Genomic DNA, 24,610 nt, shown 5'->3' with positions numbered 1-24,610 from the left:
CGACTCCGGCCACGCAACACGCCCGGCGGCTGGCGCGGAGAGCGGAAAGCCCGGTGGGCCGCCGGATGACGACAGGCCGTTTCCCCGGTGGGTGGTGGGGCCGTCAGCCGGCCGGGCCGCGCGGCGAGCACCACGCGGCGTAGAGGAGCGCACGCCGGGTCCGTCGGCGGCTGCCGGGTAGGTGGCGGAGTGGCGGTTACTGCGCCTCCGGCGGGGGCGCTCCGGCTCCAGGATGGCCGGGGCTCCGACGGCGGCTTGCGGCCCGTGGGTGGTGGCGGTGGGAAGCCATCCCGCCCGCCGTCGACCCGGGCGAGCCGAGCAGACCACCGCCCGACCCGCCAGCGTCCGACCGTGCGTCAAGGCCGTCTTGACGTGGCGGGCCGGGCGGCGGCCCGCTCCACAGGAGTGCGGGTCGACGGCAGACGGGATGGCGATGGTCACCGATGTGTGGGGCCTCCCCTCAAGAGTTCTCGTTGCCTGGCAGGACAACTACCGGACTTGTTGCACCCCTATGTAAGACTGTTGCACATGCCCAACGTTCAGATCACAGTCGCAGTCGCGCGTGTGCTGCGAGAGTTCCTATCGGAACCCACGACGGGCCGGTACGGCTACGACCTCATGCAGGCAACATCCTTCCCAAGCGGAAAGCTCTACCCAATCCTCGCGCGACTCGTCGCCGCCGGCTGGCTCGTTCGGGAGCGGGAAGAGGTGGACCCCATGAAGGTGGGCCGTCCCGTCCGCCTTTACTACCGGCTTACTCCGAGTGGTGCTGAGGCTGCGAGGTACGAGCTGGCCGCCATGAGGGAGCAAGTGTCGCTACCGGCCCGACGGTTCGGTGTTCTCCGGCCAGAGGGAGGCTTCGCGTGAGTGGTCTGACATGGGCGACTGTCGTATCCCTCTTTGTCGCCTCGTTGGTCTGGGCAGCGGTTACCGACATGCTCAAGGACGAAGTGCGTGCCCGCCTTGGGCGGCTTCCGTTCTGGCTGCTTGGTCTGGCCGGACGTCGTCTTCCATTGGCCGCCCGAAGTGATGTGGTCGACGAGTGGAACGCCGAGCTGGAGTTCATCCTGCGGGACACCGAGGGACTTCCCCTTACGCGGCTCGTGCGTGGGACGCGGTACGCCACCGACATGCTGCTGCGTGGAGCGCCTGGCATCGCGCGAGAGATGGGGGACCAATGGGCTATCCGGGAGCAACTGACATCCCCTGCTGCCTCGGTGCTAGAACAGCGGTCCGCGTGGCGGAACCTATACCCGCAGGGGCGGCACATCTTCTACGAAGGCGACGACCCCGCCGGCTTCGCGGAGGAGGTGCGAGCTGAGTTCGGGTTCGACCCGACGGCTGATCCGCACTGGGGCACCCGCATCGGTAGCGAAGACAACGGCTTCGACTCCTACAGCTTCTACTGTCCGGGAGACCTGCTCGATTCGATCTACGGGGTCGGTCGTTTCCCAATGGGGTCGTAGAGATCGTTGGGTGACTAAACGGGTGACGACGGGTGCGGTCGAGGACGGACACCCAGGGACGGTGACGGACCGTTTGGCCAAGTTCAACGGGTTGCCAGCCCACCTCGCGGATCGGTGATCGTTCCTTCGGGACGAAGGAGTCACAGTCCGCCATCGAGATGGCAGCCGACGAGCTTGCCATCTGTAGGAGCATCAAGATGGCAGCCCGGGGAGTAGGTAGCATGTGTTGTATATCACATGAATTGCCGGCGTGTCGTCGAAAAATTGGGATCGGGCCGCACTAGGCTCCGGCTAGCTATGCTGCCTTACGAGTGCCGGAGCCTAGTGCGGCCCGATCCCGCGTGACTTGACAGGCCCACTACGCTGAGGCCGTCGCTACGCGATGCACGGCACCCAACGGGCGGCCTCAGCGTAGTGGGCACTTCCGGTGGATGTTGCCGAACCATCAGCCACCCTTGCGGGCCGAGGGGCGCGATTCCGTGCTGTTGTGTGGAACGGCAAGCGTGCGCTCCGCGATTACTCAGAGAGAGTCTGGCCAGTCTCTTGCTCGTAGTCGTTCGTCCAGGTCCGATGCAGCAAGTGCGGAGCCTCGCACAGGTCGAGGAGGGCAGCGTAGTCCTCGAAGCGGGGCGGGACGCCCAGGCCAACGAGGTCGCGCACTACGGACTCAAGCGTCACCCGGCCGCTCAGGAGGTGCTGTTTGTTCGACAGCACGGCATCGGGTCGCAGCTGCGATGACCCGATGTGGAGGTGCGGTCTCTTCTCATGCGACTGGCCCAGCGGGTGCCAGTGGTAGTCGATGACGGCCGCTCCATCTGTCTTGCGGACGGAGTAGTCGTAGCCGCGCGTAGTGACGCGGTAGGGGCCGTAGCCATCTCGCTGATCCTCGATGATTACGTAGAACATGCGGGCGCGGAATTCAAGGTCCGTACGGGGCAGTCGCAGGAACCCATCCGCATCGCGTTGGTGACCCGTGAGATAGAGGTTGTGCTTCCGGTTAATCACGATTTGGCCGCCCCCAGAGACGGCCAGGCGTGGGTGGACGACACAGTTCAGCGCGTCCGTCAACGGGGTGACGAACGCGCTGAAAGCGGCATGAGGGCTGCTACCAGGCATCAGGTAGCAGCATAGCCACCTGAGTCACTTTCGGGTCGTCGTTGTCGCTGAACTCGCCGGCCTCCCAGCGCTGCCGAAACTCTTCGACATCCATGCCCAGCAGGCGGCGGGACTCTCTCTGGATGTACTCGTGCTCCTCGTCTGGGGTCAACTCCACCACTTGGATGTCGCGTGCGTCACTTGCGGTAAGCATCGCACTACTCCTCTCAGGGGGGTGCTTGTAACGGTACCTGCTGGGTCCGACCTTTTCGCATCAGATGCTTGTCTAGACTCCCGCCGATTCATCTCTACCCACCGTCGGCCGCCACATGCGCCCTACGCGACCGTGGAGGTCCGTGGACCTAGGGGCCGCTTCCGCCGTCGCCCCGCCTTCAAGCAGGTCAGGGGCAGCGGTTAGGCAGCGCCAGCATTGACGAGGGCCGGACCCGGGCGGCAACGAACGAGGCCCGACCCCTGCTCCTTGACGCGGCGGCCATTACTTGGCACCAGACGACAGCCGGCGACCGCATCCCCGGCGGGGGTCGGCCTGGGTCGTCGGCGGAGCGGCTGTCGACAGCAACGCTGACAGCAACGCCGCCGGACGCCGGCACCCTGACGAGGGCCGGGACAGACGAAGCTCCGAGCGTGCAGCCGTTGCCGGACGTGTCCGGACGCGACGCACAGAGCTTGTAAACGAGACGTCGCCTAGACCTGACGCAACGTCTGATCCGGGGGTGATGGCGGTACCCACTGCCGAAACAGTCTCTTTAGGATCAAGGTGCCGCGCAAGCGCGGCGCAGCGGCCCGCTCGCACTCGGCCTGCTGGCGGCCTCCGGCCGGCATCGGCCGGCGCGGCGGGCCGCACGATGCCGACGACAGCGACCGATCAGATTCGTCTAGGTCGGATGCGGTGTCCGGCCCGGTGCTGCCCCTCGGCCAACAGGCGGTCCACGGCAGCGAGGACTGCTCGCCAGGCCTGGGTGGCTGCTGGATCGTGGCGCTTCGCGAGTCGCTCGAAGGTGGCGATGCTACGTTGCACCGACTCCAAGTGTGAATCAAAGACTGAGGGTCGGCTCCAGCGGAGATAGCCCCGCGTCACATGGAGCCGAACGTAGTTGGCGTTTCGGTAGCGCGGGTTGCTCAGTGAGCGCTGGCGGAGGTAGGCCAATTTCCCGAGTGCCAGCGTGTCCGCTAGAGGCAGCTCCTCGTCATCGGCCACGTAGGGCATCTTTGCCGAGAGTCTTCCGTGGGGCCAATGGTTTGCGGCCTGTGACGATCGCGAGGGACAGGGCCGCCGTGGGGGTTGGGGCGATCGGCTGCCGCGCCGCTGCGCGGCTTGCCACCGGTTATCGAGGTCCAGGCGCGCCGAAAGCCGGCGACACGGCAAGCCGCCCCCGACCCGAAGGTCGGGGGCGGTAAGCCGCACGCCGCCGGGCAGCCGCGCGCAAGTCAGCGGATCGTCAGCGAACGCCGTACCGCGTGATCCGACTCGATCATGCTCGACGGCACGACCGATGCGTCTGACCACGCGGTACGGCACTTGATCACACTCGCTGCTACATCAGGTCACTTTCCCCCCGACGGGGGTCGTCCCTTTGTGCTGGAAGCGCTCCACCACTGGTCACAGGTCATCCTCCGGTCCGTCCGGACCCGTTCAAGGGCGGCGTTTCTACGGCCTTACGGCCGGAGGCCGCCGCAGAACGACAGGTCGTTGACGGGTGAGGGGTGGGCCGGCAGCCGGCCGACGAGGTCGCGGTCACTGCGCCTCCGGCGCGGGCGCGACGGGTCGGCGGCAGACAGGCTGGTGGCAGCGTCGTCAGCGGTGCTCGCCGAAGACCGCCGCGGCCACCTGGTAGCTGTCGAACGCCCGGGCCGCCCCGGCGTACGCCTCCAGGTGGATGAAGAGCTCGACGATCTCCTCCTTGGTCACGCCGGACGTCAGCGCGATGCGCAACTGCCCCCGCAGCGGCTCGTGGGTGCCCAGCGCCGCCGCGACGGCCACCGAGATCAGGCAGCGGCTCCGCAGGTCCAGGCCCGGTCGCGGCCACGAGTCGCCGAAGGTGTGCTCGGTCGCCAGCCGCCGGAAGTCCTGACCGACCGCGGGTTCCCCGTCGGCCAGCGGCAGGGTCAACGGTTGGCCGAGGAGGCGCTCCGCGGTGTCGAGGGCCTGCTGGTATCGGGGATCGTCGGGCATGCGTTGCCACCTCCGCACGTGTCAGCCGATTGACTGCCGTTCGGTTCCAGCATCGTGCCTACCCCGGCGTTCGGTCGGCCGTTCCGGGTAACCGCCGGTCGACTGCGAGTGTCCGAGCGCGTCGTGCCCGGCGCTGCGCAGGATGCGGACGACCTGCGGCGGTCACCCAGGCGGGTCGAACGGTCGCGTGGTCAAGCACCTACCCGCGTCCGGTGCGTCAGCCACGCCTGAAGGGTCGGCAGCGGTGGAGGTTGCCGCCGCTCAGAGGCTCGACGGGCTGGCCAGGCTTGGGCGCGCTGCCGGCTGGCGGCGCGCCCCAAGAGGCTAGGCCAACTGGCGGGCGCGGGTGGCGGCCAACCAGGGGCGAGGCGAGAGCACGGTCCGGGCGGCGCGGGCCGGCGCGGTAACCGGGATCCTGCCGGGTGGGTGGGAGTGAGTCGGGTTGCTGTCTGTTCGTCGCGTCGTTGGGGCGTCAGTGGCGATCGTGGTCTTGTTGGCTGATGGTCGAAAAGGGGCGGCTCGTGGATGTTCCTGAGTTGGCGGTTGTGCTCGTGCCGCATCTGACGGCGGTGGCGGGGGCGTACGGCGGGGCGGTGGTGCAGCGGGTGGTGGATCAGTCCGCGGATGCGACCGCGGACGCGGGCGTGAGGGTGGGGCGGCAGCTGCTTCAGCGGTTGCTGGGGTCGAGCCGGTCAGCGCAGATCGGGCAGGCGGTGACGGACGTGGGGGAGCGGCCTGACGATGCGGCGAGCCGGGAGCGGCTGCGGGCGGTGGTGGTCGAGGTGTTGTCCGAGGACACCCAGCTGACCAGGGATGTGGCGCAGGTCTTGGCCGACGCTGGGATGTCGGGTTGGTCGGTCACGACGCTGGGGTCCCAGGGGGTGCAGGTGGGGTCGTACAACACGCAGACCAACCACTTCGGCCCGGCCCTGGGCGGCTCGCGTTGACCACACCACCAAAGGGTGTGCCCTGGTCGGTGCGGGTGGACAACTCGTCGGGGACACAGATCGGTAATAACAACACCCAGACGAATGTGGGACTGGACCCGGCACGGTTGCCGCCGCCGCAGCGGGTTGGTGACGGTGGGGTCGTGGTGCACAACCTGCCGGTCGAGTCGCAGGTGTTCGTGGGCCGGGACCTGGAGCAGATCGACGCGTTGCTGGCCGGTGATGCCTCGGGGGTGGCGGTCGGGCAGGCGGCGGTGCACGGTCTGGGTGGGATCGGTAAGTCGGAGTTGGTGCTGCATTACGCCCGCCACCGGCTGGAGCGGTACCAGCTGGTGTGGTGGCTGACTGCTGACAGCCCGGAGGCGATTGCGGCGGGTCTGGGTGGGTTGACGCGGCGGTTGCATCCGGTGGCGACGTTGGCGGATGCCTACGAGTGGGCGGTGGGTTGGTTGCAGACCAACCCGGGCTGGCTGTTGGTGTTGGACAACGTTGAGGACGTCGAGCACATCCTCGGTCTACTCGGAATGGTTCGCGGCGGCGGTGACGTGCTGGTGACGACGCGCCGGGACGTGGGTGGGGCGTGGAGTCGACGTTCGGGGTTGGCGCCGCTGCGGTTGGGGGTGCTCGCCCGTACGGCAAGTGTGGATTTGCTGCACCAGTTGACCGGCCTCGATGATCCGGAGGGTGCGGGCAGGCTTGCCGACGAGTTGGGTGATCTGCCGTTGGCGTTGGAGCAGGCCGCCGCATTCATCAGCCGCCACTCGGATGTCGACTTCGACGGCTACCGGCAACGGCTCACCACCCGGTTTCCCCGCACGGCGGCCTATCCCGGCCTGCGCGGTGGGTCGGAGCGGACCATCGCCAGGGTGTGGGCGGTCACCATGGATGCCGTCGCCGGTCAGATGCCGCTGGCCGCACGCGTGTTGGACGTGCTTGCCTGGCTGGCACCCGAGGGGCTACCGGCGGACGTGGTGTATCCCCTGGCTGACGATCCCGAGGATGTCCGGGACGCGATTGCCCTGCTCGCCTCCTACAACATGCTCAGCTACGCCGACGCGACGATCGGGGTGCACCGTCTGGTGCAAGCGGTCACCCGCGCCGAACACGCCAACGACACCGACAGTCCAGCGGATGTAGCGACCGAACTACTGCTGGCAGCCATTCCGGATGATCCGTTGAGGAACCCGGCAGGCTGGCCCCGGTGGACAGCACTGCTCCCACATATCGACGCTCTCACTGCCGTGGTTTCCGCCGACGCCCGTACACCCGAGCAGATGTATCTGCTCGGGCACGCCGCGACCTTCCGGCAGGGCCAGGGACAACACGCCCTCGCCATCAAACAGTTCGAGCAGGTGTGGGCCGACTGTCGGCGGGTCCTCGGCGACGACCACCCCTACACCCTGAGCTCGGTCGACAACCTGGCGAGTGCCTACCAGACGGTTGGGCGGGTCACGGAGGCGATCACCCTGTACGAGCAGGCGCTGGCCGACTCTCGACGGGTTCTTGGCGACGACCACCCGCGCAGCCTCGCCTCGGTCAACAACCTGGCCGTCACCTACCGTTCGGTGGGGCGGGTCGCGGAGGCGGTCACCCTGTTCGAGCAGGCGCTGGCCGGCTGTCGGCGGGTTCTCGGTGACGACCATCCGCACACCCTGGGCTCGGTCCACAACCTGGCGGGCGCCTACCAGTCGGTGGGGCGGGTCGCGGAGGCGGTCACCCTGTTCGAGCGGACGGTCGCCGACTGTCGGCGGGTTCTCGGTGACGACCATCCGGACACGCTGACCTCGGTCCACAACCTGGCTGGCGCCTACCAGTCGGTGGGGCGGGTCGCGGAGGCGGTCACCCTGTACGAGCAGGCGCTGGCCGACTGTCGGCGGGTTCTCGGTGACGACCATCCGGACACGCTGACCTCGATCAACAACCTGGCTGTCGCCTACCAGTCGGCGGGGCGGGTCGCGGAGGCGGTCACCCTGTACGAGCAGGCGCTGGCCGACCGTCGGCGAGTTCTCGGCGACGACCACCCGGACAGCCTGACCTCGATCAACAACCTGGCGGGCGCGTACGAGTCGGCGGGGCGGGTCGCGGAGGCGGTCACCCTGTACGAGCAGGCGGTGGCCGACTGTCGGCGGGCCCTCGGCGACGACCACCCGTACACCCTGGTCTCGGTCCACAACCTGGCCGGCGCCTACGGGTCGGCGGGACGTGTCGCGGAGGCGACTGCCCTGTTCGAGCAGGCGCTGGCCATCGGTCGGCGGGTCCTCGGCGACACGCATCAGCTGAACCCGACGATCGCAGCGATTCTCCAGCGGACGGTCGGCCCCGGAAGAGGCAGCGAGGAGTCAGCGAAGGCATCACCGGCGGGTGACAACAGACCGCACGAGCGTCCAGGGCCACCATGATCGTCACCACGAGACGTTGCCGGATGGCAACCGACAATGCCGAGACGCCCCCGCTTTTCCTACCTCGCCGAACATCTGGTCGAACGCCACGATGTGTGACAACGGAAGTCGCGTCAGCTCCGTCACCAGGGCGTCAGCCACCGCACTCGGCTGAACCGTCGCGTTGCGGTTGGTCCGCCGCCGCGCCGGCCGCAGCCCGTGCCCGCTCCACGACACTCCAGAACTCCTCCACGTCCACGGCCGGGAGTGTGCCCGTCGGCTCCGACAGTTTGCGGCGCGGTAATCGTCGGGCCTTTCGCGACACAAGTCAGGGTGAGGGTCGCCGAGGCAGTGGGGGTTCGGGTGGGTCCACCAGGGAAGCGCGACGAGGTCTGGTTCACCAGCCTCTACGCCGCCGAGTACGCGCACATCGTGAGGTACGGCCTGCGCCGCCTCGGTGACTCCGACGCCTCGGCGGAACTTGCCCAGGAGGTGTTCGTCGTCGCGTGGCGGCGGCGTGGCGAGGTGCCGGACCGCAGCCTGCCCTGGCTGTACGGGGTGGCCCGGCGCTTGTTGGCCAACCAGTGGCGGGCGCGGCGCGCCGCGCCGGACGTCCTGCCGATCGCGGACGCCGACCTGACGCAGGTGGCCGATCCGTCCGGTGCGGACACGACAGTCGTAATCGCCGACATCCGGGCCGCGCTGGCCACGCTCAACGACCTCGACCAGGAGGTCCTGCGGCTCGTCGGTTGGGAGGAGCTGACGGTGTCCGAGGCCGCCCAGGTCCTCGGCTGTACCCGTGCGACAGCCGCGGTGCGCCTGCACCGTGCTCGCCGCCGCCTGGCCGTGGCGATGTCGAGCCGGCCGGTCCGCACCTCCCACCCACTGTTGGCGACCGCGCGAGAGGAGCTGTGATGTTCCCAGTGGCACGTACCCGTACCCTCATCGGCCTGGCCGACCCGGCGCGGAGCGTGACCGTCGCGCCGCCGTCGGTCGCGGCCCGCGAGCTGATCGACCGTGCCGGCGTCGTCGAGCCGGCGGCGCATCGTCGTGCGCGCCCCACCCGCCGGCTGGTCCTGACGGCCGGGACGTTGGCGGCGGCCGCGGGTGCGGTGGCCGTCCTGCGGCCGTCCGGCGAGAGCACGCGGGACGCCACGGGTGGGCCCGGTGGCGCGGCGGGCCTGGTGCTCGTGCCGGTCACCTACCAGTTCGATGCCGACCCGCCGGCTGCCGGCCCGCGGCTGCGCGCGCTGGCCAACACGATCAAGGACGCGGGGTACGACCACCGCACCGGGCGCTACATGTACCACCACACGAAGGTCTGGGGTGACCCGGTGATGAGCTCGCCCGACGACCGTCACCATGTGGCCTTCGTCGGCGAGACGAAGGTCTGGCAGGCCGCCGACGGAACCGGCAGTCAGGCCAACAGCCAGTTGGAGCCGCAGTACCCCGACGAGGAGTCCCGGGAGTACTGGCAGCGCAAGCTACCCCAGGGCCCGGGGGGCGATCCGTCGCTGATCCCTCTGCCGCCGATGGAGCTGACGCCACCGCCGGCCGATCCGGCGCGACTGCGGGAACTACTCAAGATCGAGTACGACGCGGGGTCGTCGAGCAGAGCGGTGGGCACGCTCTATGCGCGGTACGTCATAGCGCGTCCGGTCCGAGCGCAGATCCTGCGGGTCCTCGCCGACCTGCCCGGCCTTCGCTGGCGAGGGCAGGTGACCGATCGCGCGGGTCGAGCCGGTGTGGCGGTCACCTACGACGACCGGGAACACGACGTCCAGTTTCTCCTGATCTTCGACGAGGGCACGGGTGGTCTGCTCGCCCACGAGATGCTGACGCTCGCGCCGGTACGGCTCAGCGCGTACCAGGTGATCCTCGACAGCTCCTGGACCGACCACGTCGGCTGACCGGCGTTTTCTGGGGCCGCTCTCTCGGGAGCGGCCCCTTCGCGTTTTCCGGCCAGCGCTACCAGCTGCACGAATGCCCGTACGCGTAGCAGATCAACGGTCTCGACGGGCGTTGTCCACAGGCCCCGGAGTTATCCACAGGCAACCCGGTCGAGGGCGCTGAGCGGGGTCCATCGCGAGCAGGGTCGGCGGTGCACCCGATCCCGACCGCTGGAGGCCGCGATGGCACCCCGTACCTCCGTTCCGCCGATCCGACGGCTCCCACTGGTCGTCACGGCGGACGGCGACCTGCTCGATGATCTGCTCCGGCTCGCCGCCGCCGGCGGCACCGAGGTGGAGCTTGCCGCCGACCCCGCTGCGGCTCGCACCCGTTGGGGGCCAGCGCCGCTGGTGCTGCTCGGTGTCGACCAGGCCCAGGCGTGCCTGCGGGCCCGCCTGCCGAAGCGGCCCCGGCTGGTGCTGGTCGGCAGGGCCGGTCAGATCGACCCCGGCTGGCAGATCGCCGAGCTGATCGGTGCCGAACACGTCGCCGCGCTGCCCGCCGCCGAGCCGTGGCTCGTGGACCGTCTGGCCGAGCACGGCCCCGACCAGCCGGACGGGCCGGGCGCGCGGGTCGTCGCGCTGTTCGGAGGCAGGGGCGGCGGTGGGGCGAGCGTGCTCGCGGGCGGGCTCGCGGTGACCGCCGCGCGAGCCCGACTGCGCACCCTGCTCATCGACGCCGACCCGCTCGGCGGTGGCCTCGACCTCGTCCTCGGCTGGGAGCAGTTGGAAGGGCTGCGCTGGCCGTCGCTCACCAGTGCGGACGGGCGGGTGGACGCGCCCGCGCTGGTCCAGGCCCTGCCCAGCCGGGGAGACCTGGTGGTGCTCTCCTGGGATCGCGGCGAGATGCTGGCACTTCCCGCCGCCGCGATGGCGGCGACCGTCGACGCCGCCCACCGTGGGCGGGACTTCGTCGTGATCGATCTGCCCCGGCAGTTCGACGACGCCGCCGTGGTCGCGTTGCAGGCCGCCGACCAGGCGTTCGTCGTCGTACCGGCGGAGCTGCGTGCCACCGCGGCCGCCGCCCGGGTGGTGGCTGTGGCCGCACCACACTGCGACGCGCTCTCGGTGGTGGTGCGCGGGCCCGCCCCGGGCCGCCTGCGCGCGACCGAGGTGGCGCGGGCCCTCGGGCTGCCCCTCGCCGGCACGTTGCGCCCCGAGCCCGGCCTCTGCCGTGGCCTCGAACGTGGCGAGGCCCCGGCGGCGGGCGGCAAGGGCCCGCTCGCCGCCCTGTGCCAGCGGATCGTCGCGGATCTCACCGGCGCCACGACGGGTGCGGCATGAGTGGCCGGCCGGAGGACGCCACGTTCGCCGCCCGGGTACGACAGCGGATCGTCGCCGCCACCGACCCGGTCACCCCGGCGGCGATCGTGTCCGCCGTACGCGCCGAGCCGACGGCGGCGGTTCTGGGCGACACCGCCGTCCTGCGGATCGCCGATCGCGTGCACGACGACCTCGTCGGCGCGGGGCCGCTGGCCTCCCTGCTGGCCGATCCGGAGGTCACCGACGTCCTGGTCAACGGTGTCCGCGTCTGGGTCGACCGGGGTGCCGGGCTGCACCAGGTGGCGGTCCCGGTGGGATCCGTCGAGGACGTCCGTCGGCTGGCACAGCGACTGATCGCCAGCGCTGGTCGGCGGCTCGACGACGGCTCCCCGTACGCGGACGCTCGACTCCCCGACGGCACCCGTTTGCACGCCGTGCTGCCGCCGGTGGCGACGGAAGGCCCCTACCTGTCCCTGCGGACGTTCCGGCACCGCCCGTTCACCCTCGACGAGCTGGTGCGTCAGGGGACGGTGCCGCGACCGGTGGCACCACTGCTCGCCGCCGTCGTCGCGGCGCGGTTGGCGTACCTGGTCACCGGCGGCACGGGCTCGGGCAAGACCACCCTGCTCAACACGCTGCTCGGGTTGGTGCCCGCCACCGAGCGGATCGTCCTCGTCGAGGACGCGGCGGAGCTGCAACCGGGGCACCCGCACGTGGTCGGGCTCCAGGCGCGTACCGCCAACGTCGAGGGGACGGGCGTGGTCAGCCTCGGCGACCTGGTCCGGCAGGCGCTGCGGATGCGCCCGGACCGCCTGGTGGTCGGGGAGTGCCGGGGCGCGGAGGTGGTCGACCTGCTGGCCGCACTGAACACCGGCCACGACGGCGGCGCCGGCACGCTGCACGCCAACACCCCGTCCGACGTCCCGGCCCGGCTGGAGGCGCTCGGCATGCTGGGCGGGCTGCCCCGCGCCGCGCTGCACGCGCAGGTGGTCGCCGCGCTCCAGGTGCTGCTCCAGGTACGTCGCGGCGACCAGGGTCGAGTCCTCGAATCGATCTGTCTGCTGCTGCCCGAGGGGCCCGAGCGGGTGGCCAGTGTGGTGCCTGCCTGGGTACGTGGACGCGGGCTGGGCCTGGCCGCCCGTACGTTCGGTGCGCTGCTGCGGGACCGGGGTGTGGCGGTTCCGCCGATCCTCAGCGAGCCGTGGCCGGGATCGGCGGGTCCGGCATGAACGACACGACGATGCTGATGGCGGCGTTGCCGCTGGTCGCCGCGATCCTGGTGGTCTGGCCGGCGCAGCGCATCCGAGCCCGTCGCCGCCGGGTACTGGGGTCGTCGTCCCGGGGTGCCACCGGCGTCACCCCGGACGACGCCCTGGTCGAGTGGATCAAGGAACTCGCCCGCGCCCAGGACGGGCCGACGGATGAGTTCGGCGGGGTGCCGGTCTCGGTCCACCCGGACGTACTCGCACGCCCCACGGCCGCGTCGGCGATCAGCAGCGGGCGAACCGCTGTCGCCTGGTCCACTCGGGATCTCGACGACAGCCCGGGTCGTTCGCGGGCGACCGGTGGGCCGGAGGGACCCACCCGGCCGGCGGGCCCGGCACGTCCACCGGCCCGCCGGGACTCTCGTCGGCCCGCCGCCACCGTCCGACCGGAGACCCTGGCGGCCGTCGAACACCGGGACCACCTGCCGGTCCGCGAAGCCGGCGGGCTGCTCGCGGAGCGGACGGGCGAGATGCCCGGAAGACCGCTCGCGAACCTCGCCGTACGCGCCCGACGGTCGTCGCGCCGTGTGTTGTTGCTGGTTGTCCTGGTGGGGGCAGGTGTCGGTGCCGTGGTCGCCGGGCCGGTGGCCGCGGTGGCGGTGGCCGGGTACGGCACGCTCGCCACGCGTGCACTGCTGCGGTGGAGGACCAACCGGCAGGCCGAGCTGATTCGACGGCACTCCCTCGACCTGCTGTGTGGTCTGGCGGCGGACCTCCGGGCGGGCCTGCCGGTGCCGTCGACTCTTGAGATCGCGGCCGTCGAGGCATCTGCCTCGACCAACCGGCTACGCGACCTGACCTCGGCCGCCGTGCGCCTGGCGGATCGGACCGGCGCGCCACTGGCGGAGCTGATCGAGCGGATCGAGGCGGACGCCCGGGCGACCGACCGTGGGCTCGCCGCCGCATCGGCGCAGGCAGCAGGCGCACGCGCCACGGCCTGGTTGCTGGCGGCTCTGCCGGTCGGCGGGATCGGGCTCGGCTACGGGATCGGGGTCGATCCCTTGGCCGTGCTCCTGCACAGCACGGTCGGCGGGGTCTGTGCGGTCCTCGCCGTCGCCCTGCAGTCCGTCGGCCTGTTCTGGGCCGAGCGGCTGAGCACTGCGCCGGCCCGGGCCGCCTGATGTCCCCGGTGCTGCTCGCCGGCGGCGGGACGGACAAACGCCGACGACCGGATGCGATCCGGCTCGCGGCAGGTATGGCCGGGCTCGCCGTGGCCGTGGTGGTCGGAGGCTGGTTCGGGCTGCTCGGCGCGGTCCCGACCGCAGTTGTGCTGGACGTGCTGCTGCGGCGGATCGAGACTCCCGCCGTTCGTAACCGGCGGCTCCGGGAAGCCGCCGACCTGCCGCTCGCCGCTGACCTCCTGGCTGCGGCGATGCGGGCGGGTGCTCCGGTGGACCGATCGGTCCTGGCGGTGGCCGAGGCGTTGGACGGCCCGCTGGCCACCCGACTGGCCCGGGTGGGCCGCACGCTGCTTCTCGGTGGCGGCCCGACCGAGGCGTGGTCGGCGTTGGAGGGTGTGCCGGGAGCGGATCGCCTGGCCGCGGCGGCGTTCCGCTCGGCCAACAGCGGCGCGGCGCTGGCCGGTGCGCTGACCCGTCTCGCCGACGACCTACGGGCAGACCGGGCCACCGCCGCCGAGGCGTCGGCACGCCGGGCGGGCGTCCTCATCGTGCTGCCACTGGGGCTCTGTTTCCTGCCCGCGTTCATTCTCGCCGGCCTGGTGCCGGTGATCGTCGCCGTCCTCGGCGACGTGCTCTGACCCATCGAGAAAGGGAAGACCCATGCGCAAACTCATCTCCCGACTGCGCGGCGACGACGGGATGAACACCGCCGAGTACGCCGTCGGCACGCTCGCCGCGGTGGCCTTCGCCGGCATCCTGTTGAAGGTGCTGACCTCAGGCAACGTCCAGTCGGCGCTGACCGCGGTCATCGACCGGGCGCTCAAGTGACCGGGCGCCGGCAGGCCGACCGCGCACGGACGGCGGACGTTCCCGGGCGAGACCCTGACGACGGCTGGCGGTGCCACGTCGCCCATGGTGGCCGTCGAGCCGACACCGCCGATGGCGGCCGGCTGGTCCACATCACCGGCGGCGGCCGCCAGGCCGACATTGCCGGCGGCGACAGGGGATCCTTCACCGCCGAGTTGGCGGCCGGCCTGCCGGCGCTCCTCCTACTCCTGCTCGCCGGTCTCACCGCGACCAACGCCGTCAGCACCCAGGCGAGTTGCCTCCACTCGGCACGAGAAGCCGCGCTGGCCGCCGCCCGAGGCGCCGGCGGCGAGGACGAGCAGCGGGCCGCGCCGCCGGGGGCAGAGGTGACGGTGACGATCGACGGAGATCGGGTGCAGGCGACGGTGCGTGCGCCCGTCCGTGCGTTGGGCGGCCGGCTGCCACGGATCACCGTGGTCGCCACCGCCGTCGCAGCCGTGGAACCAGGCGCTGACGGGACGAGTCGGTGATGCCCCATCCGGACGTCCCGTCACCCGACATCGGCCGGGGTCGCGACAACGATCAGAGCCGCGGCATCGGCCGGGGCCGCGACAACGATCAGAGCCGCGACATCGGCCGGAGCCGCGGCATCGGCCGGGGCCGCGACAACGATCAGAGCCGCGACAACGATCAGAGCCGCAGCCACGGGGAACGCCGCAGCCTGATTGCCGAGCGACACGATGACGGCCGGGCAGACGCGGAGCGGGGTGGCGCGACCCTTCTGCTGCTCGCGTTAGGGCTCGTGTTCGTGCTGGTGGGGTCGTTCGGTGCCGCAGTCGCCGCTGCCGGGATGGCGACACAGCGGGCGGCGGTGGCCGCTGATCTCGGCGCGCTGGCCGGGGCTGCGCGAGCGCTCGACGGGGATGTGGTGGCGTGCACGTCCGCATCGGACATCGCGCAGCGCAACGCTGGTCGAATGGTCGACTGTGTCGTCAACGGACTGGACGTGCTGGTGACTGTCGAGGTGGCGTTCACGCCGGTGCCGGGTCTGACCCGGGTCGCGACATCGACCGCCCGCGCCGGCCCGGTGCGCGGCTGAACGACAGGGCACGGCCGTCCCGAGCGAAAACGCCAGGTTGAACGGCGCAGCCAGGTCGGACGGCGCAGCCAGGTCGGACGGGGCGGCCAGGTCGGACGGGGCGGCCAGGTTGAGCGGGGCGGCCAGGTCGGACGGGGCGGCCAGGTTGAGCGGGGCGGCCAGGTCGGACGGGGCGGCCAGGTCGGACGGGGCGGCCAGGTCGGACGGGGCAGGCCAGGTTGAGCGGGGCGGCCGGGCTGAACGAGGGCAGCCAGGTCGACCAGAGGCTGCCGGATCAACCGGGCGGCAGCCGGCTGACCGGGACGGGGCTCCGAGCCCTGTCCCGGCCAGCGGAGCCGAGAAACGGGTGGCGATGTGCCAGCCGGGTGCGTCAGCGGGACTGGAGCGCGTCCAGGGCGACGGCCATGGCGATGACGAGGCGGCGGTCGATCTGCGGGTTCTGCACCTCGACCACGTACTTGTCGCGCAGGCCCCACTTCTTGATCACCGAGAAGGCGGGCTGGCCGCCGGCGAGGAAGTCGAAGTGGTAAGGCAGCCAGGAGAGCGAGTCGACGAACCGGCGCAGCAGCGCCACCGGCAGGCTGCGCTCCTGACCCGTCACCTGCGGCAGGCCGGCCTGCTCGACGTGCCAGGTGGAGCGGAGCAGGGACTGGGCGAAGTCCTTGCGGAACAGGCCGATCGGGTTGCCGGCCGCGTCGGTGACGTCGTACGTGGCACCGAGGTCGAGGCGCTGGCGGGCCTTGAAGCCGAGCAGGGGCTGCTGCTTGGAGTCGTCGGTGTAGATCGTCACCTGCTCCTTGAAGGCGAGCCGCTTCTGCTGCGCGAAGGCAAGCAACTCGCCCTCGCTGCCGTCTGGCGCGACCGCCCGAACCTCGTACTGGTTGACCATCATCCGCAGCCGCTGGCGGATGTGGAACTGCTGCAGGGTCTGCAAGTTGTCGAGCTGCATCTGATCTCCTCAGGGGGTGTCGCGCCGGAGTCTCGCACAGCCGGGCAACCACCGTCGGCCCGTGCCCCGACCGACAGATCCGCCGGCCACCCCGACCCTGCCCGCGTCGCCGCGGCTTCCCAACGCTGACCGGCCCATCCCCGGCCGGCTCCACCCGACGCGATCGACCCGCCCAGTACACCCTTGATCAGCTGAGCTGACCGGTCCGCCCGGCCGGACCGGCCACACACGGCCTTAGCGGCCGTCCACCGTCGAGCGCAACGACCAGGTGTTGAGCACCTGGTGGATGCCGCGCAGCCGCTCGTTGATCTGCTCCAGCCGCTCGGCCTGGGCCAGCGCGGCCAGCGCGGACCCGAGCGCGATCTGCTGGTCGAGGGTGAGGTGTTCCTGGTCGATGGTGTAGAGCAGGTCGACGGTCTCGGCGATCGTGTCGGCCACGGCTTCTCCTCGGGCACGGGGGCGAACTACTACAACACAAGCATCGATGGAAGCGCTCCCACATCATTGTGCCCAGTGCAGCCGGGATTCATGCAAGATGCCTCAGGCGGGCAGATTTCCCAGCACCACGTCGAGGACCCGGATCGCGTCCGGCTTGGAGAGCGGGTTGTTGCCGTTGCCGCACTTCGGTGACTGCACGCAGGACGGGCAACCGGTCTCGCAGCCGCACTCCGCGATCGCGTCCCGGGTGGCCCGCAGCCACGCCGACGCCGTCCCGTAGGCCCGCTCCGCGAAGCCCGCGCCGCCCGGGTGCCCGTCGTAGACGAAGACCGTCGGCGCCTCGGTGTCCGGGTGCAGGGCGGTGGAGAGGCCGCCGATGTCCCAGCGGTCGCACGTCGCCATCAGCGGGAGCAGGCCGATCGCGGCGTGCTCGGCGGCGTGCAGCGCACCCGGTACGTCGGCTGTCTGCACCCCGGCGGACGCCAGCGACCGATCGGACAGCGTGAACCACACGGCGACCGTGCGCAGCTCCCGGGTGGGCAGGTCCAGCGGCCGGGTGTCGATCACCTCGCCGGTGGCGATCCTGCGCCGCTGGTACGACACCACCTGGCTGGTGACGTCCACCTCGCCGAGGAACATCCCGACCGGCCCGGCGTCGACGTAGGAGCGCACCGACACCACGGACAGGTCCGTGACGTCCCGGGCATGGGTGGACCAGTCCGGCTCCTCCACGTGCACCAGCGCGCAGCCGTCGGCGAGATCCAGCTCGTCGACCACGTACGAGACGCCCTGGTGCAGGTAGACCGCGCCGGGGTGGAGCAGGAAGTGGGACGAGCTGCCGTCGACCGTGCCGAGCAACCGGCCGGTGGACGACTCCACCACGCAGACCGGGGCGCCACCCTCGCCGCGCAGGTCCACCTCCGGGCGCTCGCGATGCCGCCAGTACCAGCCGGTGGGCCGCTGCCGCAGCGCACCGGCCTCGACCAACTGGTCGACGGCCTCCTTCGCCCCGTCGCCGAAGAGCACCAGGTCGGCCGGGGTGAGCGGTGCCTCGGCGGCGGCGCAGGCCAGTTGCGGGGCCAACACGTACGGGTTGGCCGGGTCGAGCACCGTCGCCTCGACGGGCGCACCGAAGATCGCCTCCGGGTGATGCACCAGGTAGGTGTCCAGTGGGTCGTCGCGGGCCACCAGCACCGCGAGGGCCTCCTGGCCGGAACGCCCGGCGCGGCCCGCCTGCTGCCACAGCGACGCCCGGGTGCCCGGGTAGCCGCAGATCAGCACCGCGTCCAGCCCCACCAGGTCCACGCCCAGTTCCAGCGCGTTGGTGGAGGCCAGGCCGAGCAGGTCGCCGTGCAGCAGCGCCCGTTCCAGCTCGCGCCGCTCCTCGCGCAGGTAGCCGCCCCGGTAGGCGGCCACCCGGTCGCCGAGCCCGGGCACGGCGTCGTCGAGTGCCCGGCGCGCGTTGGCCGCCACCACCTCGGCGCCCTTGCGGGAACGGACGAACGCGAGCGTGCGTACGCCCTCGGCGACCGTGTCGGCGAGCAGGTCCGCTGTCTCGCGCAGCGCCGAGCGGCGTACCTGGCGGAGGTCGTCGTGGTCGCCTGTCGGCTGCGGGGGGACCGGTGCTGCGGTGCCCGAATCGGGTGGCAGCAGCGGCGGCTCCCAGAGCGCGAAGGTCACGCCGCCGCGCGGTGAGGTGTCCTCGGTGACGGCGGTCACCGGCAGGCCGGTGAGTCGGCCGGCGGCGGTCGCCGGGTCGCCGGAGGTGGCCGAGGCGAGGACGAACACCGGATTGGCGCCGAAGCGGGCACACTGCCGCCGCAACCTGCGCAACACGTGCGCCACGTGCGAGCCGAACACGCCCCGGTAGGTGTGACACTCGTCGATCACCACGTACGCCAGGCGGCGCAGGAAACCGGACCACTGGGCGTGGCCGGGCAGGATGCCGTGGTGCAGCATGTCCGGGTTGGTCAGCACGAAGCGGGAGTGTCGACGGATCCACTCCCGTTCGGCGCGCGGTGTGTCCCCGTCGTAGCAGGCGGGGCGTACCCCCTCCAGCTCCAGGCCCGCGACGGCCCGCAACTGGTCGGCGGCGAGTGCCTTGGTCGGCGCCAGGTAGAGCACCGTCGCCCGGGGGTCGGCGAGCAGGGTGGCCAGCGCCGGGAGTTGGTACGCCAGGGACTTGCCGGACGCGGTGCCGGTGGCGACGATCACGTGGCCGCCCCCGTACGCCAGGGTGGCGGCCTCGGCCTGGTGCTGCCAGGGCGCGACGACGCCGCGGCGGGCGAACGCCGCCCGTAGTTCCGGCTGTGCCCAGTCCGGCCAGGCGGCGGGCACCCCGACGCGGGCCGCCACCCGCTCGACGTGGGTGACCGGGTCGCCGGCGCCCCGGGCGCGCAAGCGGCGCAGCAGGTCGACCGGCGGGGAGGAAGTCACGTCCTGCACTCTCGCACTGGTGTTCGGAGATGAAAAGTCGGGCCCGGGGGTAAGGGAAAGCCTCCGCCGGTGACCGCAGGGTGTCCCGGCGGTAGTGGTTAGATGCCCAGGAGAGTTTACGGCTCTGGCGAGGAGGACCGATGGAGCTGTCGCTGGCGACGCGCACCGTGGGCGAGCACACGGTGCTCGAGGTCGGCGGTGAGGTGGACGTCTACACCGCGCCCCGGCTCCGCGAACGTCTCCTCGAGTTGATCGACGGCGGTGCCCGGCACGTGGTCGTGGACCTCGGGCGGGTGGACTTCCTCGACTCGACCGGGCTGGGCGTGCTGGTGGGCGCGCACAAGCGGCTGCGCACGGCCGGCGGCTCGTTCGCCCTGGTCTGTGACAAGGAGCCGCTACTCAAGATCTTCCGGATCACGGCGCTGGACCAGGTGTTCCCGCTGCACGCCACGGTCGAGGCAGCGGTCGGTGCGGGCCCGAGCGGCGCCAACGCGTGATGGCGACGGTCCGGCTCTCCTTCTCTCCGGCGCCGGTGCACGTGCGCACCGCCCGACTGGTCGGCGTGGCCGTCGCGCGGCGGGCCGGTGTCCGCGAGGACCTGCTGGACGAGGTGCGCCTGGCCATCGGTGAGGCGTGCACCCGTGCGGTCGCCCTGCACCGGCAGTACGGCCTGGCCGATCCGGTGCTGGTGGAGATGTCCGACGGCGGCACGTACGCGGTGCGGGTCGTGGACCGGGCACCGATCGAGGCCGGCATCGGGCTGACGGCGCTGCCGCCGGACGAGTTGGCCGACGAGTCGCTGACTGACGAGGCGCTGACCACAGGCGTCGGGTTCGCCCTGCTCGCGGGCTTCGTCGAGGACCTTCAGGTACGTCCGGTCGACGAGGGCATCGGCACCGAGGTGCGGATGGTGTGGCCCGTCGGGCGCTGACCCTGTAACGACTGCGCACAAGGCCGTGTCCCCGTCGGGGATGCGGCCTTGTCGTCATGGATCAGGCCCTATATCAGATTTCGTTTCATAACACAGCGATGAAGATCATCACGACACGGTGCCACCTCGGTGTGACCTCGAACACTGTGGAGGGCTACAGTACCCGGGTTGTCAGCAAGTGATCCAACCCGCAGCCAGCGGGTATGGGTGGTTATCGCTGGTCCGCTGGGGTGGGTTGGCGCGCGCTTGCGAGTCCGCATCCAGGCGTCGACCGGTGCGTCTCCACCCGTCGACGCGAGTGTTCGGTAACAGGAGGACGCAGATGTCCGAGACCTTGGCCGCCGATGGCGGCGGGCTTTCCCTTACCGGAAGCAATGTCACGTACGTCGTCATCGCCGCGGTCATCGCGCTGGTGGCGCTCGTCTTCGCGGCCGCGCTGACGAAGACGGTGCTGGCAGCCGGCAAGGGCACCACCAACATGCAGGAGATCTCGGGGGCGGTCCAGGAGGGCGCCTCGGCCTACCTGCTCCGCCAGTTCCGCACCTTGGCGATCTTCGTCGTCGTCGCCGTGGTGCTGCTCTTCCTGCTGCCGGTGCACGACACCGACGGCAGCGAGATGGCCGTGAAGCTCGGCCGCTCGCTCTTCTTCGTGGTGGGCGCCGTGTTCAGCGCGTCCATCGGTGGCGCCGGCATGTGGCTGGCCACCCGCGCGAACCTGCGCGTGGCCGCCGCCGCCCGGGAGCGACAGGGTGGCCGCGAGGCGGCCATGAAGATCGCCTTCCGGACCGGTGGCGTCGTCGGCTTCCTCACCGTCGGTCTCGGCCTCTTCGGCGCCGCGCTCGTCGTCCTGGTCTACCGGGGCGACGCGCCGACGGTGCTGGAGGGCTTCGGCTTCGGCGCCGCCCTGCTGGCGATGTTCATGCGGGTCGGCGGTGGCATCTTCACCAAGGCCGCCGACGTGGGCGCCGACCTGGTCGGCAAGGTCGAGCAGGGCATCCCCGAGGACGACCCGCGTAACGCCGCCACCATCGCCGACAACGTGGGCGACAACGTCGGTGACTGTGCCGGCATGGCCGCCGACCTGTTCGAGTCGTACGCGGTGACGCTGGTGGCCGCGCTGATCCTCGGGCGGGCCGCGTTCGGCGAGGACGGTCTGGTCTTCCCGCTGATCATCTCCACCATCGGCGTGCTGGTCGCCATCGTCGGCGTGTTCATCACCCGGCTGCGCGCCTCCGACCGCAACGGTCTCACCGCGATCAACCGTGCGTTCTACATCTCCGCCCTGATCTCGGCGGTGCTGGTGGCGATCGCCGCGTACGCGTACCTGCCGGCGACCTTCGCCGACCTGGAGGGTGGCCTCACCGACGTCGACCGCAACCCGCGCCTGGTGGCCATCGGCGCGGTGGTGATCGGCATCGTGCTCGCCGCGGCGATCCAGGCGCTGACCGGGTACTTCACCGAGACCACCAAGCGGCCCGTGCAGGACATCGGCAAGAGCTCGCAGACCGGTGCGGCCACCGTCATCCTCGCCGGTATCAGCGTCGGCCTGGAGTCGGCTGTCTACTCGGCTCTGCTGATCGGCGCCGGCGTCTTCGGGGCGTTCCTGCTCGGCGGCAGCTCGATCACGCTGTCGCTGTTCGCGGTGGCGCTGGCCGGCACCGGCCTGCTCACCACCGTCGGCGTCATCGTCGCCATGGACACCTTCGGGCCGATCTCCGACAACGCCCAGGGCGTGGCGGAGATGTCCGGTGACATCGACGAGCACGGCGCACGCATCCTCACCGAGCTGGACGCGGTCGGCAACACCACCAAGGCGATCACCAAGGGCATCGCGATCGCCACGGCGGTGCTGGCGGCGACCGCGCTGTTCGGCTCGTACACGGACACCCTGCGCACCGCGTACGCGGACGCCGGTGTGGGCGACGTCGGGACCGAGATCCTCAACTCGCTCAACGTGGCCAACCCGCGCAACCTGGTCGGGTTGATCATCGGTGCGGCCGTCGTCTTCCTCTTCTCCGGGCTGGCCATCAACGCGGTGTCCCGCTCGGCGGGCGCGGTCGTGATGGAGGTTCGCCGGCAGTTCCGTGAGCTGCCCGGCATCATGGACCGCACCCAGCGCCCGGAGTACGGCAAGGTCGTCGACATCTGCACCCGGGACGCGCAGCGCGAGCTGATGACCCCCGGTCTGCTCGCCATCCTGGCGCCGATCGCGGTCGGCTTCGGGCTCGGCCCGGGCGCGCTGGCCTCCTACCTGGCCGGCGCGATCGGAGCCGGCACCCTGATGGCGGTGTTCCTGTCCAACTCCGGTGGGGCCTGGGACAACGCCAAGAAGCTGGTCGAGGACGGCGCGTACGGCGGCAAGGGCTCCGAGTCGCACGCCGCCACGGTCATCGGTGACACGGTCGGTGACCCGTTCAAGGACACCGCCGGCCCGGCCATCAACCCGCTGATCAAGGTGATGAACCTGGTCTCGCTGCTGATCGCCCCCGCCGTGGTGGCCTGGAGCGTCGGTGACGAACGCAATGTCGGCCTGCGGGTCGCTATCGCGCTGGTCGCGACGCTGATCATCGTGGCGTCGGTGGTCTTCAGCAAGCGCAAGGGCATCGCGATGGACGACTCCGACACCGGCGCGGGCAGCGCCGACCACCGGCCGGAGACGGTCAACGCCTGACACCAGCGGCACCGTGGTCCCCGCTCGACGCACCCGTCGGGCGGGGACCGTGGCCATCTGGACCGGTGCCACACCTGGCTGAAGGTCGTACGCTGCAACGCATGCGTACGTGCCGGGCGTCTGCCGCCGGAAAGCTCACGGTGGTCCTGGCCACGCTCGTCGTCGTCCTCGCCGGCTGCGGCGGTGGTCCCAGCCCACGGGCCTGGGCGGCGTCGGTCTGCGGCGCACTCACCCCGTGGCGCTCCGAGATCAGCAAGTTGACCAGCAGCACCGACCAGCAGATGACGGCGCAGACCACTCCGGCACAGGCCAAGGAGAATCTGGTGCGGCTCTTCGGTGGCGCGGAACAGGCCAGCGAGACCGCGCGTCGCAAGGTCGAGCAGGCAGGCGTCCCGGAGACCGACAACGGCGAGGCCGTCTCCGCCGGTTTCCGCCGGTCGCTGGAGAAGATGCGGGACGCCTACGGCCGGGCCCGGGACACCATCGCGGGGTTGGGCACCGGCGAACCCACCGCCTTCTACGACGGCGTGCGGACCGCCGTCGACACCTTGAACAAGGAGTACGACGCCAGCGCGCTGGACACCAGCAAGCTCAACTCCGAGGAGCTGAAGAAGGCCTTCGACGAGGTGCCCGAGTGTCGCTGAACGGGCTCGGTGACACGCCGGCCGCGCAGTCGCTGCCGGCGCTGTTCCCCGTACCCGAGCCCGACCCGTCGCGCGCCGACCCGTCGCGCGCCGACCCGTCGCGCGCCGACCCGTCGGGCGCCGACCCGTCGGGCACCCGCCCGGCGACGTCGGGCCCGAGCCGGCGGCGCGGTGATCCCGACCGGTCGGAGTCGAGCCACCCCGCGCCACCCCGGGCCGACGACGCCGGGCGGCAACTGGTCTTCTTCGGCGCGGATGCCGCCGAACCGGTGGTCGCCGACCTGGCCGGGCTGCTCGCCGGGCCTGGCGAGGTCGTCCGGATGGGCGGCACCGCCCGTCTCGCGGTACGGGTGGACGCCGCCTGGCGGGTGCACGTGCTCGTCGCCGAGTTGGCGCTGCGCGGGCTGGCGGCGACCTGGGCACCGACCGAGGACCAGCGACACGCCGTGCGTACGTCGTACACCCGGCTGTTGAAGCCGCTCGCGATCGCCTGGCTGAACGGTCCGGCGAAGCGTCCTCCGGCGGCCTTCCACCTGACCGGCCGCCGGCTGCGGCTCTGGGTCGCCGCAGCCGGGACGCCGGAGCCGCCCAGCGGCTTCCTGCTGGGGCTCGGCGCGGGGGACCAGGAGTCGTGGGACGCGATAGGTGCCGCGCTCACCTCCGCCGGCCTGGCCGGCACGCTGCTCGGCCCCGACGAGGGCGGCCCGGCGTACCGGATCACCGGTCGCCGCCGCCTGGCGCGGCTCGCCGAACTGGTCGGGGGACCGCCGACGGCGGCACCGGCGAACGCCTGGCCGTAACCGTCGCCGCGCCGGGCCCGAGGGGTGCGGGGGCGGCGTGGGGTGGGGTGTCCGGTGTTGGACAGCTGGGCTTGGACGGGCTGGTTGAGGGCCCGCCATCGTCACAGTGACCCGCTTCGAGCCCTACCCACGGTGTACGGTGGCGCCGTCTGGCAGT

General features: G+C 71.3%; 24 protein-coding genes. 18 read left to right on the top strand and 6 right to left on the bottom strand.

The features are described from left to right. Positions 1-528: 528 nt before the first annotated feature. Both ACGFH9_RS18020 and ACGFH9_RS18015 read left to right on the top strand, forming a co-directional pair. A complete protein-coding gene (locus ACGFH9_RS18020; protein WP_393220342.1) occupies positions 529-867 on the top strand; it encodes a PadR family transcriptional regulator in 339 nt (112 codons plus the stop codon). Further along, positions 864-1,466 carry a hypothetical protein gene (locus tag ACGFH9_RS18015; protein ID WP_393220339.1) on the top strand — a complete coding sequence of 201 codons (603 nt, stop codon included), beginning with the start codon at positions 864-866 and terminating at the stop codon, positions 1,464-1,466. Before ACGFH9_RS18020 ends, ACGFH9_RS18015 begins: the two co-directional genes overlap by 4 nt. Before the next feature lie 516 nt (positions 1,467-1,982). Here ACGFH9_RS18015 and ACGFH9_RS18010 read toward each other — a convergent pair. From ACGFH9_RS18010 to ACGFH9_RS18000, 3 genes are all read right to left on the bottom strand, one after another. Then, complete coding sequence (locus tag ACGFH9_RS18010; protein WP_393220337.1) at positions 1,983-2,582, bottom strand: hypothetical protein; 600 nt, start codon at positions 2,580-2,582, stop codon at positions 1,983-1,985. Next, a complete protein-coding gene (locus tag ACGFH9_RS18005; RefSeq protein ID WP_393220333.1) occupies positions 2,572-2,775 on the bottom strand; it encodes a hypothetical protein in 204 nt (67 codons plus the stop codon). Before ACGFH9_RS18005 ends, ACGFH9_RS18010 begins: the two co-directional genes overlap by 11 nt. Before the next feature lie 1,602 nt (positions 2,776-4,377). Then, a complete protein-coding gene (locus ACGFH9_RS18000) occupies positions 4,378-4,755 on the bottom strand; it encodes a carboxymuconolactone decarboxylase family protein (RefSeq protein WP_088986731.1) in 378 nt (125 codons plus the stop codon). 521 nt (positions 4,756-5,276) lie between these two features. On the opposite strand from ACGFH9_RS18000, the gene ACGFH9_RS17995 reads away from it, so the two are divergent. The 11 genes from ACGFH9_RS17995 to ACGFH9_RS17945 all read left to right on the top strand — a co-directional run bounded on the left by ACGFH9_RS17995 (position 5,277) and on the right by ACGFH9_RS17945 (position 15,584). After that, complete coding sequence (locus tag ACGFH9_RS17995; protein ID WP_393220327.1) at positions 5,277-5,702, top strand: hypothetical protein; 426 nt, start codon at positions 5,277-5,279, stop codon at positions 5,700-5,702. Then, positions 5,699-8,101 carry a tetratricopeptide repeat protein gene (locus tag ACGFH9_RS17990; protein WP_393220325.1) on the top strand — a complete coding sequence of 801 codons (2,403 nt, stop codon included), beginning with the start codon at positions 5,699-5,701 and terminating at the stop codon, positions 8,099-8,101. Before ACGFH9_RS17995 ends, ACGFH9_RS17990 begins: the two co-directional genes overlap by 4 nt. Positions 8,102-8,443: 342 nt before the next feature. Further along, a complete protein-coding gene (locus ACGFH9_RS17985; RefSeq protein ID WP_393220322.1) occupies positions 8,444-8,995 on the top strand; it encodes an RNA polymerase sigma factor in 552 nt (183 codons plus the stop codon). Further along, entirely contained in the window at positions 8,995-9,990 is a 996-nt protein-coding gene (locus ACGFH9_RS17980) for a CU044_5270 family protein (protein WP_393220320.1), read from the top strand. Before ACGFH9_RS17985 ends, ACGFH9_RS17980 begins: the two co-directional genes overlap by 1 nt. A 222-nt stretch (positions 9,991-10,212) precedes the next feature. Continuing rightward, positions 10,213-11,313 (top strand): septum site-determining protein Ssd, encoded by a 1,101-nt coding sequence (ssd, locus tag ACGFH9_RS17975; RefSeq protein WP_393220317.1) that lies wholly within the window; start codon positions 10,213-10,215, stop codon positions 11,311-11,313. Further along, positions 11,310-12,521, top strand: coding sequence for a TadA family conjugal transfer-associated ATPase (locus ACGFH9_RS17970; RefSeq protein WP_393220315.1), 1,212 nt, complete (start codon positions 11,310-11,312; stop codon positions 12,519-12,521). The genes ssd and ACGFH9_RS17970 overlap by 4 nt, the downstream gene beginning before the upstream one ends. Continuing rightward, positions 12,518-13,678: a type II secretion system F family protein gene (locus ACGFH9_RS17965; RefSeq protein ID WP_393220313.1), complete on the top strand. Its 1,161-nt coding sequence runs from the start codon at positions 12,518-12,520 to the stop codon at positions 13,676-13,678. Before ACGFH9_RS17970 ends, ACGFH9_RS17965 begins: the two co-directional genes overlap by 4 nt. Further along, positions 13,678-14,316 (top strand): type II secretion system F family protein, encoded by a 639-nt coding sequence (locus ACGFH9_RS17960; protein ID WP_393220310.1) that lies wholly within the window; start codon positions 13,678-13,680, stop codon positions 14,314-14,316. Before ACGFH9_RS17965 ends, ACGFH9_RS17960 begins: the two co-directional genes overlap by 1 nt. A 22-nt stretch (positions 14,317-14,338) precedes the next feature. Next, positions 14,339-14,506: a DUF4244 domain-containing protein gene (locus ACGFH9_RS17955; protein ID WP_393220307.1), complete on the top strand. Its 168-nt coding sequence runs from the start codon at positions 14,339-14,341 to the stop codon at positions 14,504-14,506. A gap of 131 nt (positions 14,507-14,637) precedes the next feature. Beyond that, positions 14,638-15,015, top strand: a complete 378-nt coding sequence (locus ACGFH9_RS17950; protein WP_393220478.1) for a TadE family type IV pilus minor pilin — start codon at positions 14,638-14,640, stop codon at positions 15,013-15,015. 191 nt (positions 15,016-15,206) lie between these two features. Then, a complete protein-coding gene (locus ACGFH9_RS17945) occupies positions 15,207-15,584 on the top strand; it encodes an Rv3654c family TadE-like protein (protein WP_393220475.1) in 378 nt (125 codons plus the stop codon). Positions 15,585-15,954: 370 nt separating this feature from the next. Here ACGFH9_RS17945 and ACGFH9_RS17940 read toward each other — a convergent pair whose 3' ends face one another. The 3 genes from ACGFH9_RS17940 to ACGFH9_RS17930 form a co-directional block, all read right to left on the bottom strand. Then, positions 15,955-16,533: a hypothetical protein gene (locus ACGFH9_RS17940; RefSeq protein ID WP_355235511.1), complete on the bottom strand. Its 579-nt coding sequence runs from the start codon at positions 16,531-16,533 to the stop codon at positions 15,955-15,957. A 234-nt stretch (positions 16,534-16,767) separates the two neighbouring features. Next, complete coding sequence (locus ACGFH9_RS17935) at positions 16,768-16,971, bottom strand: hypothetical protein (RefSeq protein WP_355235508.1); 204 nt, start codon at positions 16,969-16,971, stop codon at positions 16,768-16,770. A 102-nt stretch (positions 16,972-17,073) separates the two neighbouring features. Then, the gene (locus ACGFH9_RS17930) at positions 17,074-19,416 is read right to left on the bottom strand and encodes a DEAD/DEAH box helicase (protein ID WP_393220305.1); all 2,343 of its coding nucleotides are present in this window, start codon (positions 19,414-19,416) and stop codon (positions 17,074-17,076) included. A 131-nt stretch (positions 19,417-19,547) separates the two neighbouring features. Between ACGFH9_RS17930 and ACGFH9_RS17925 the strand changes: the two genes are divergently transcribed. The 5 genes from ACGFH9_RS17925 (at position 19,548) to ACGFH9_RS17905 (ending at position 24,453) form a co-directional block, all read left to right on the top strand. After that, on the top strand, positions 19,548-19,904 hold the full coding sequence (locus ACGFH9_RS17925) for an STAS domain-containing protein (RefSeq protein ID WP_355618246.1): 357 nt from the start codon (positions 19,548-19,550) through the stop codon (positions 19,902-19,904). After that, positions 19,901-20,338 carry an ATP-binding protein gene (locus tag ACGFH9_RS17920; RefSeq protein ID WP_393220301.1) on the top strand — a complete coding sequence of 146 codons (438 nt, stop codon included), beginning with the start codon at positions 19,901-19,903 and terminating at the stop codon, positions 20,336-20,338. The genes ACGFH9_RS17925 and ACGFH9_RS17920 overlap by 4 nt, the downstream gene beginning before the upstream one ends. A gap of 322 nt (positions 20,339-20,660) precedes the next feature. Continuing rightward, the gene (locus ACGFH9_RS17915) at positions 20,661-23,009 is read left to right on the top strand and encodes a sodium-translocating pyrophosphatase (RefSeq protein ID WP_393220299.1); all 2,349 of its coding nucleotides are present in this window, start codon (positions 20,661-20,663) and stop codon (positions 23,007-23,009) included. 101 nt (positions 23,010-23,110) lie between these two features. Continuing rightward, positions 23,111-23,653 (top strand): hypothetical protein, encoded by a 543-nt coding sequence (locus ACGFH9_RS17910; RefSeq protein WP_393220297.1) that lies wholly within the window; start codon positions 23,111-23,113, stop codon positions 23,651-23,653. Then, positions 23,644-24,453, top strand: a complete 810-nt coding sequence (locus ACGFH9_RS17905; RefSeq protein WP_393220295.1) for a hypothetical protein — start codon at positions 23,644-23,646, stop codon at positions 24,451-24,453. Before ACGFH9_RS17910 ends, ACGFH9_RS17905 begins: the two co-directional genes overlap by 10 nt. Positions 24,454-24,610: the final 157 nt, after the last annotated feature.

The organism is Micromonospora sp. NPDC049102 (assembly GCF_043197485.1).
Classification (GTDB): Bacteria; Actinomycetota; Actinomycetes; order Mycobacteriales; family Micromonosporaceae; genus Micromonospora.
This window is presented reverse-complemented; position numbering and strand designations above follow the sequence as displayed.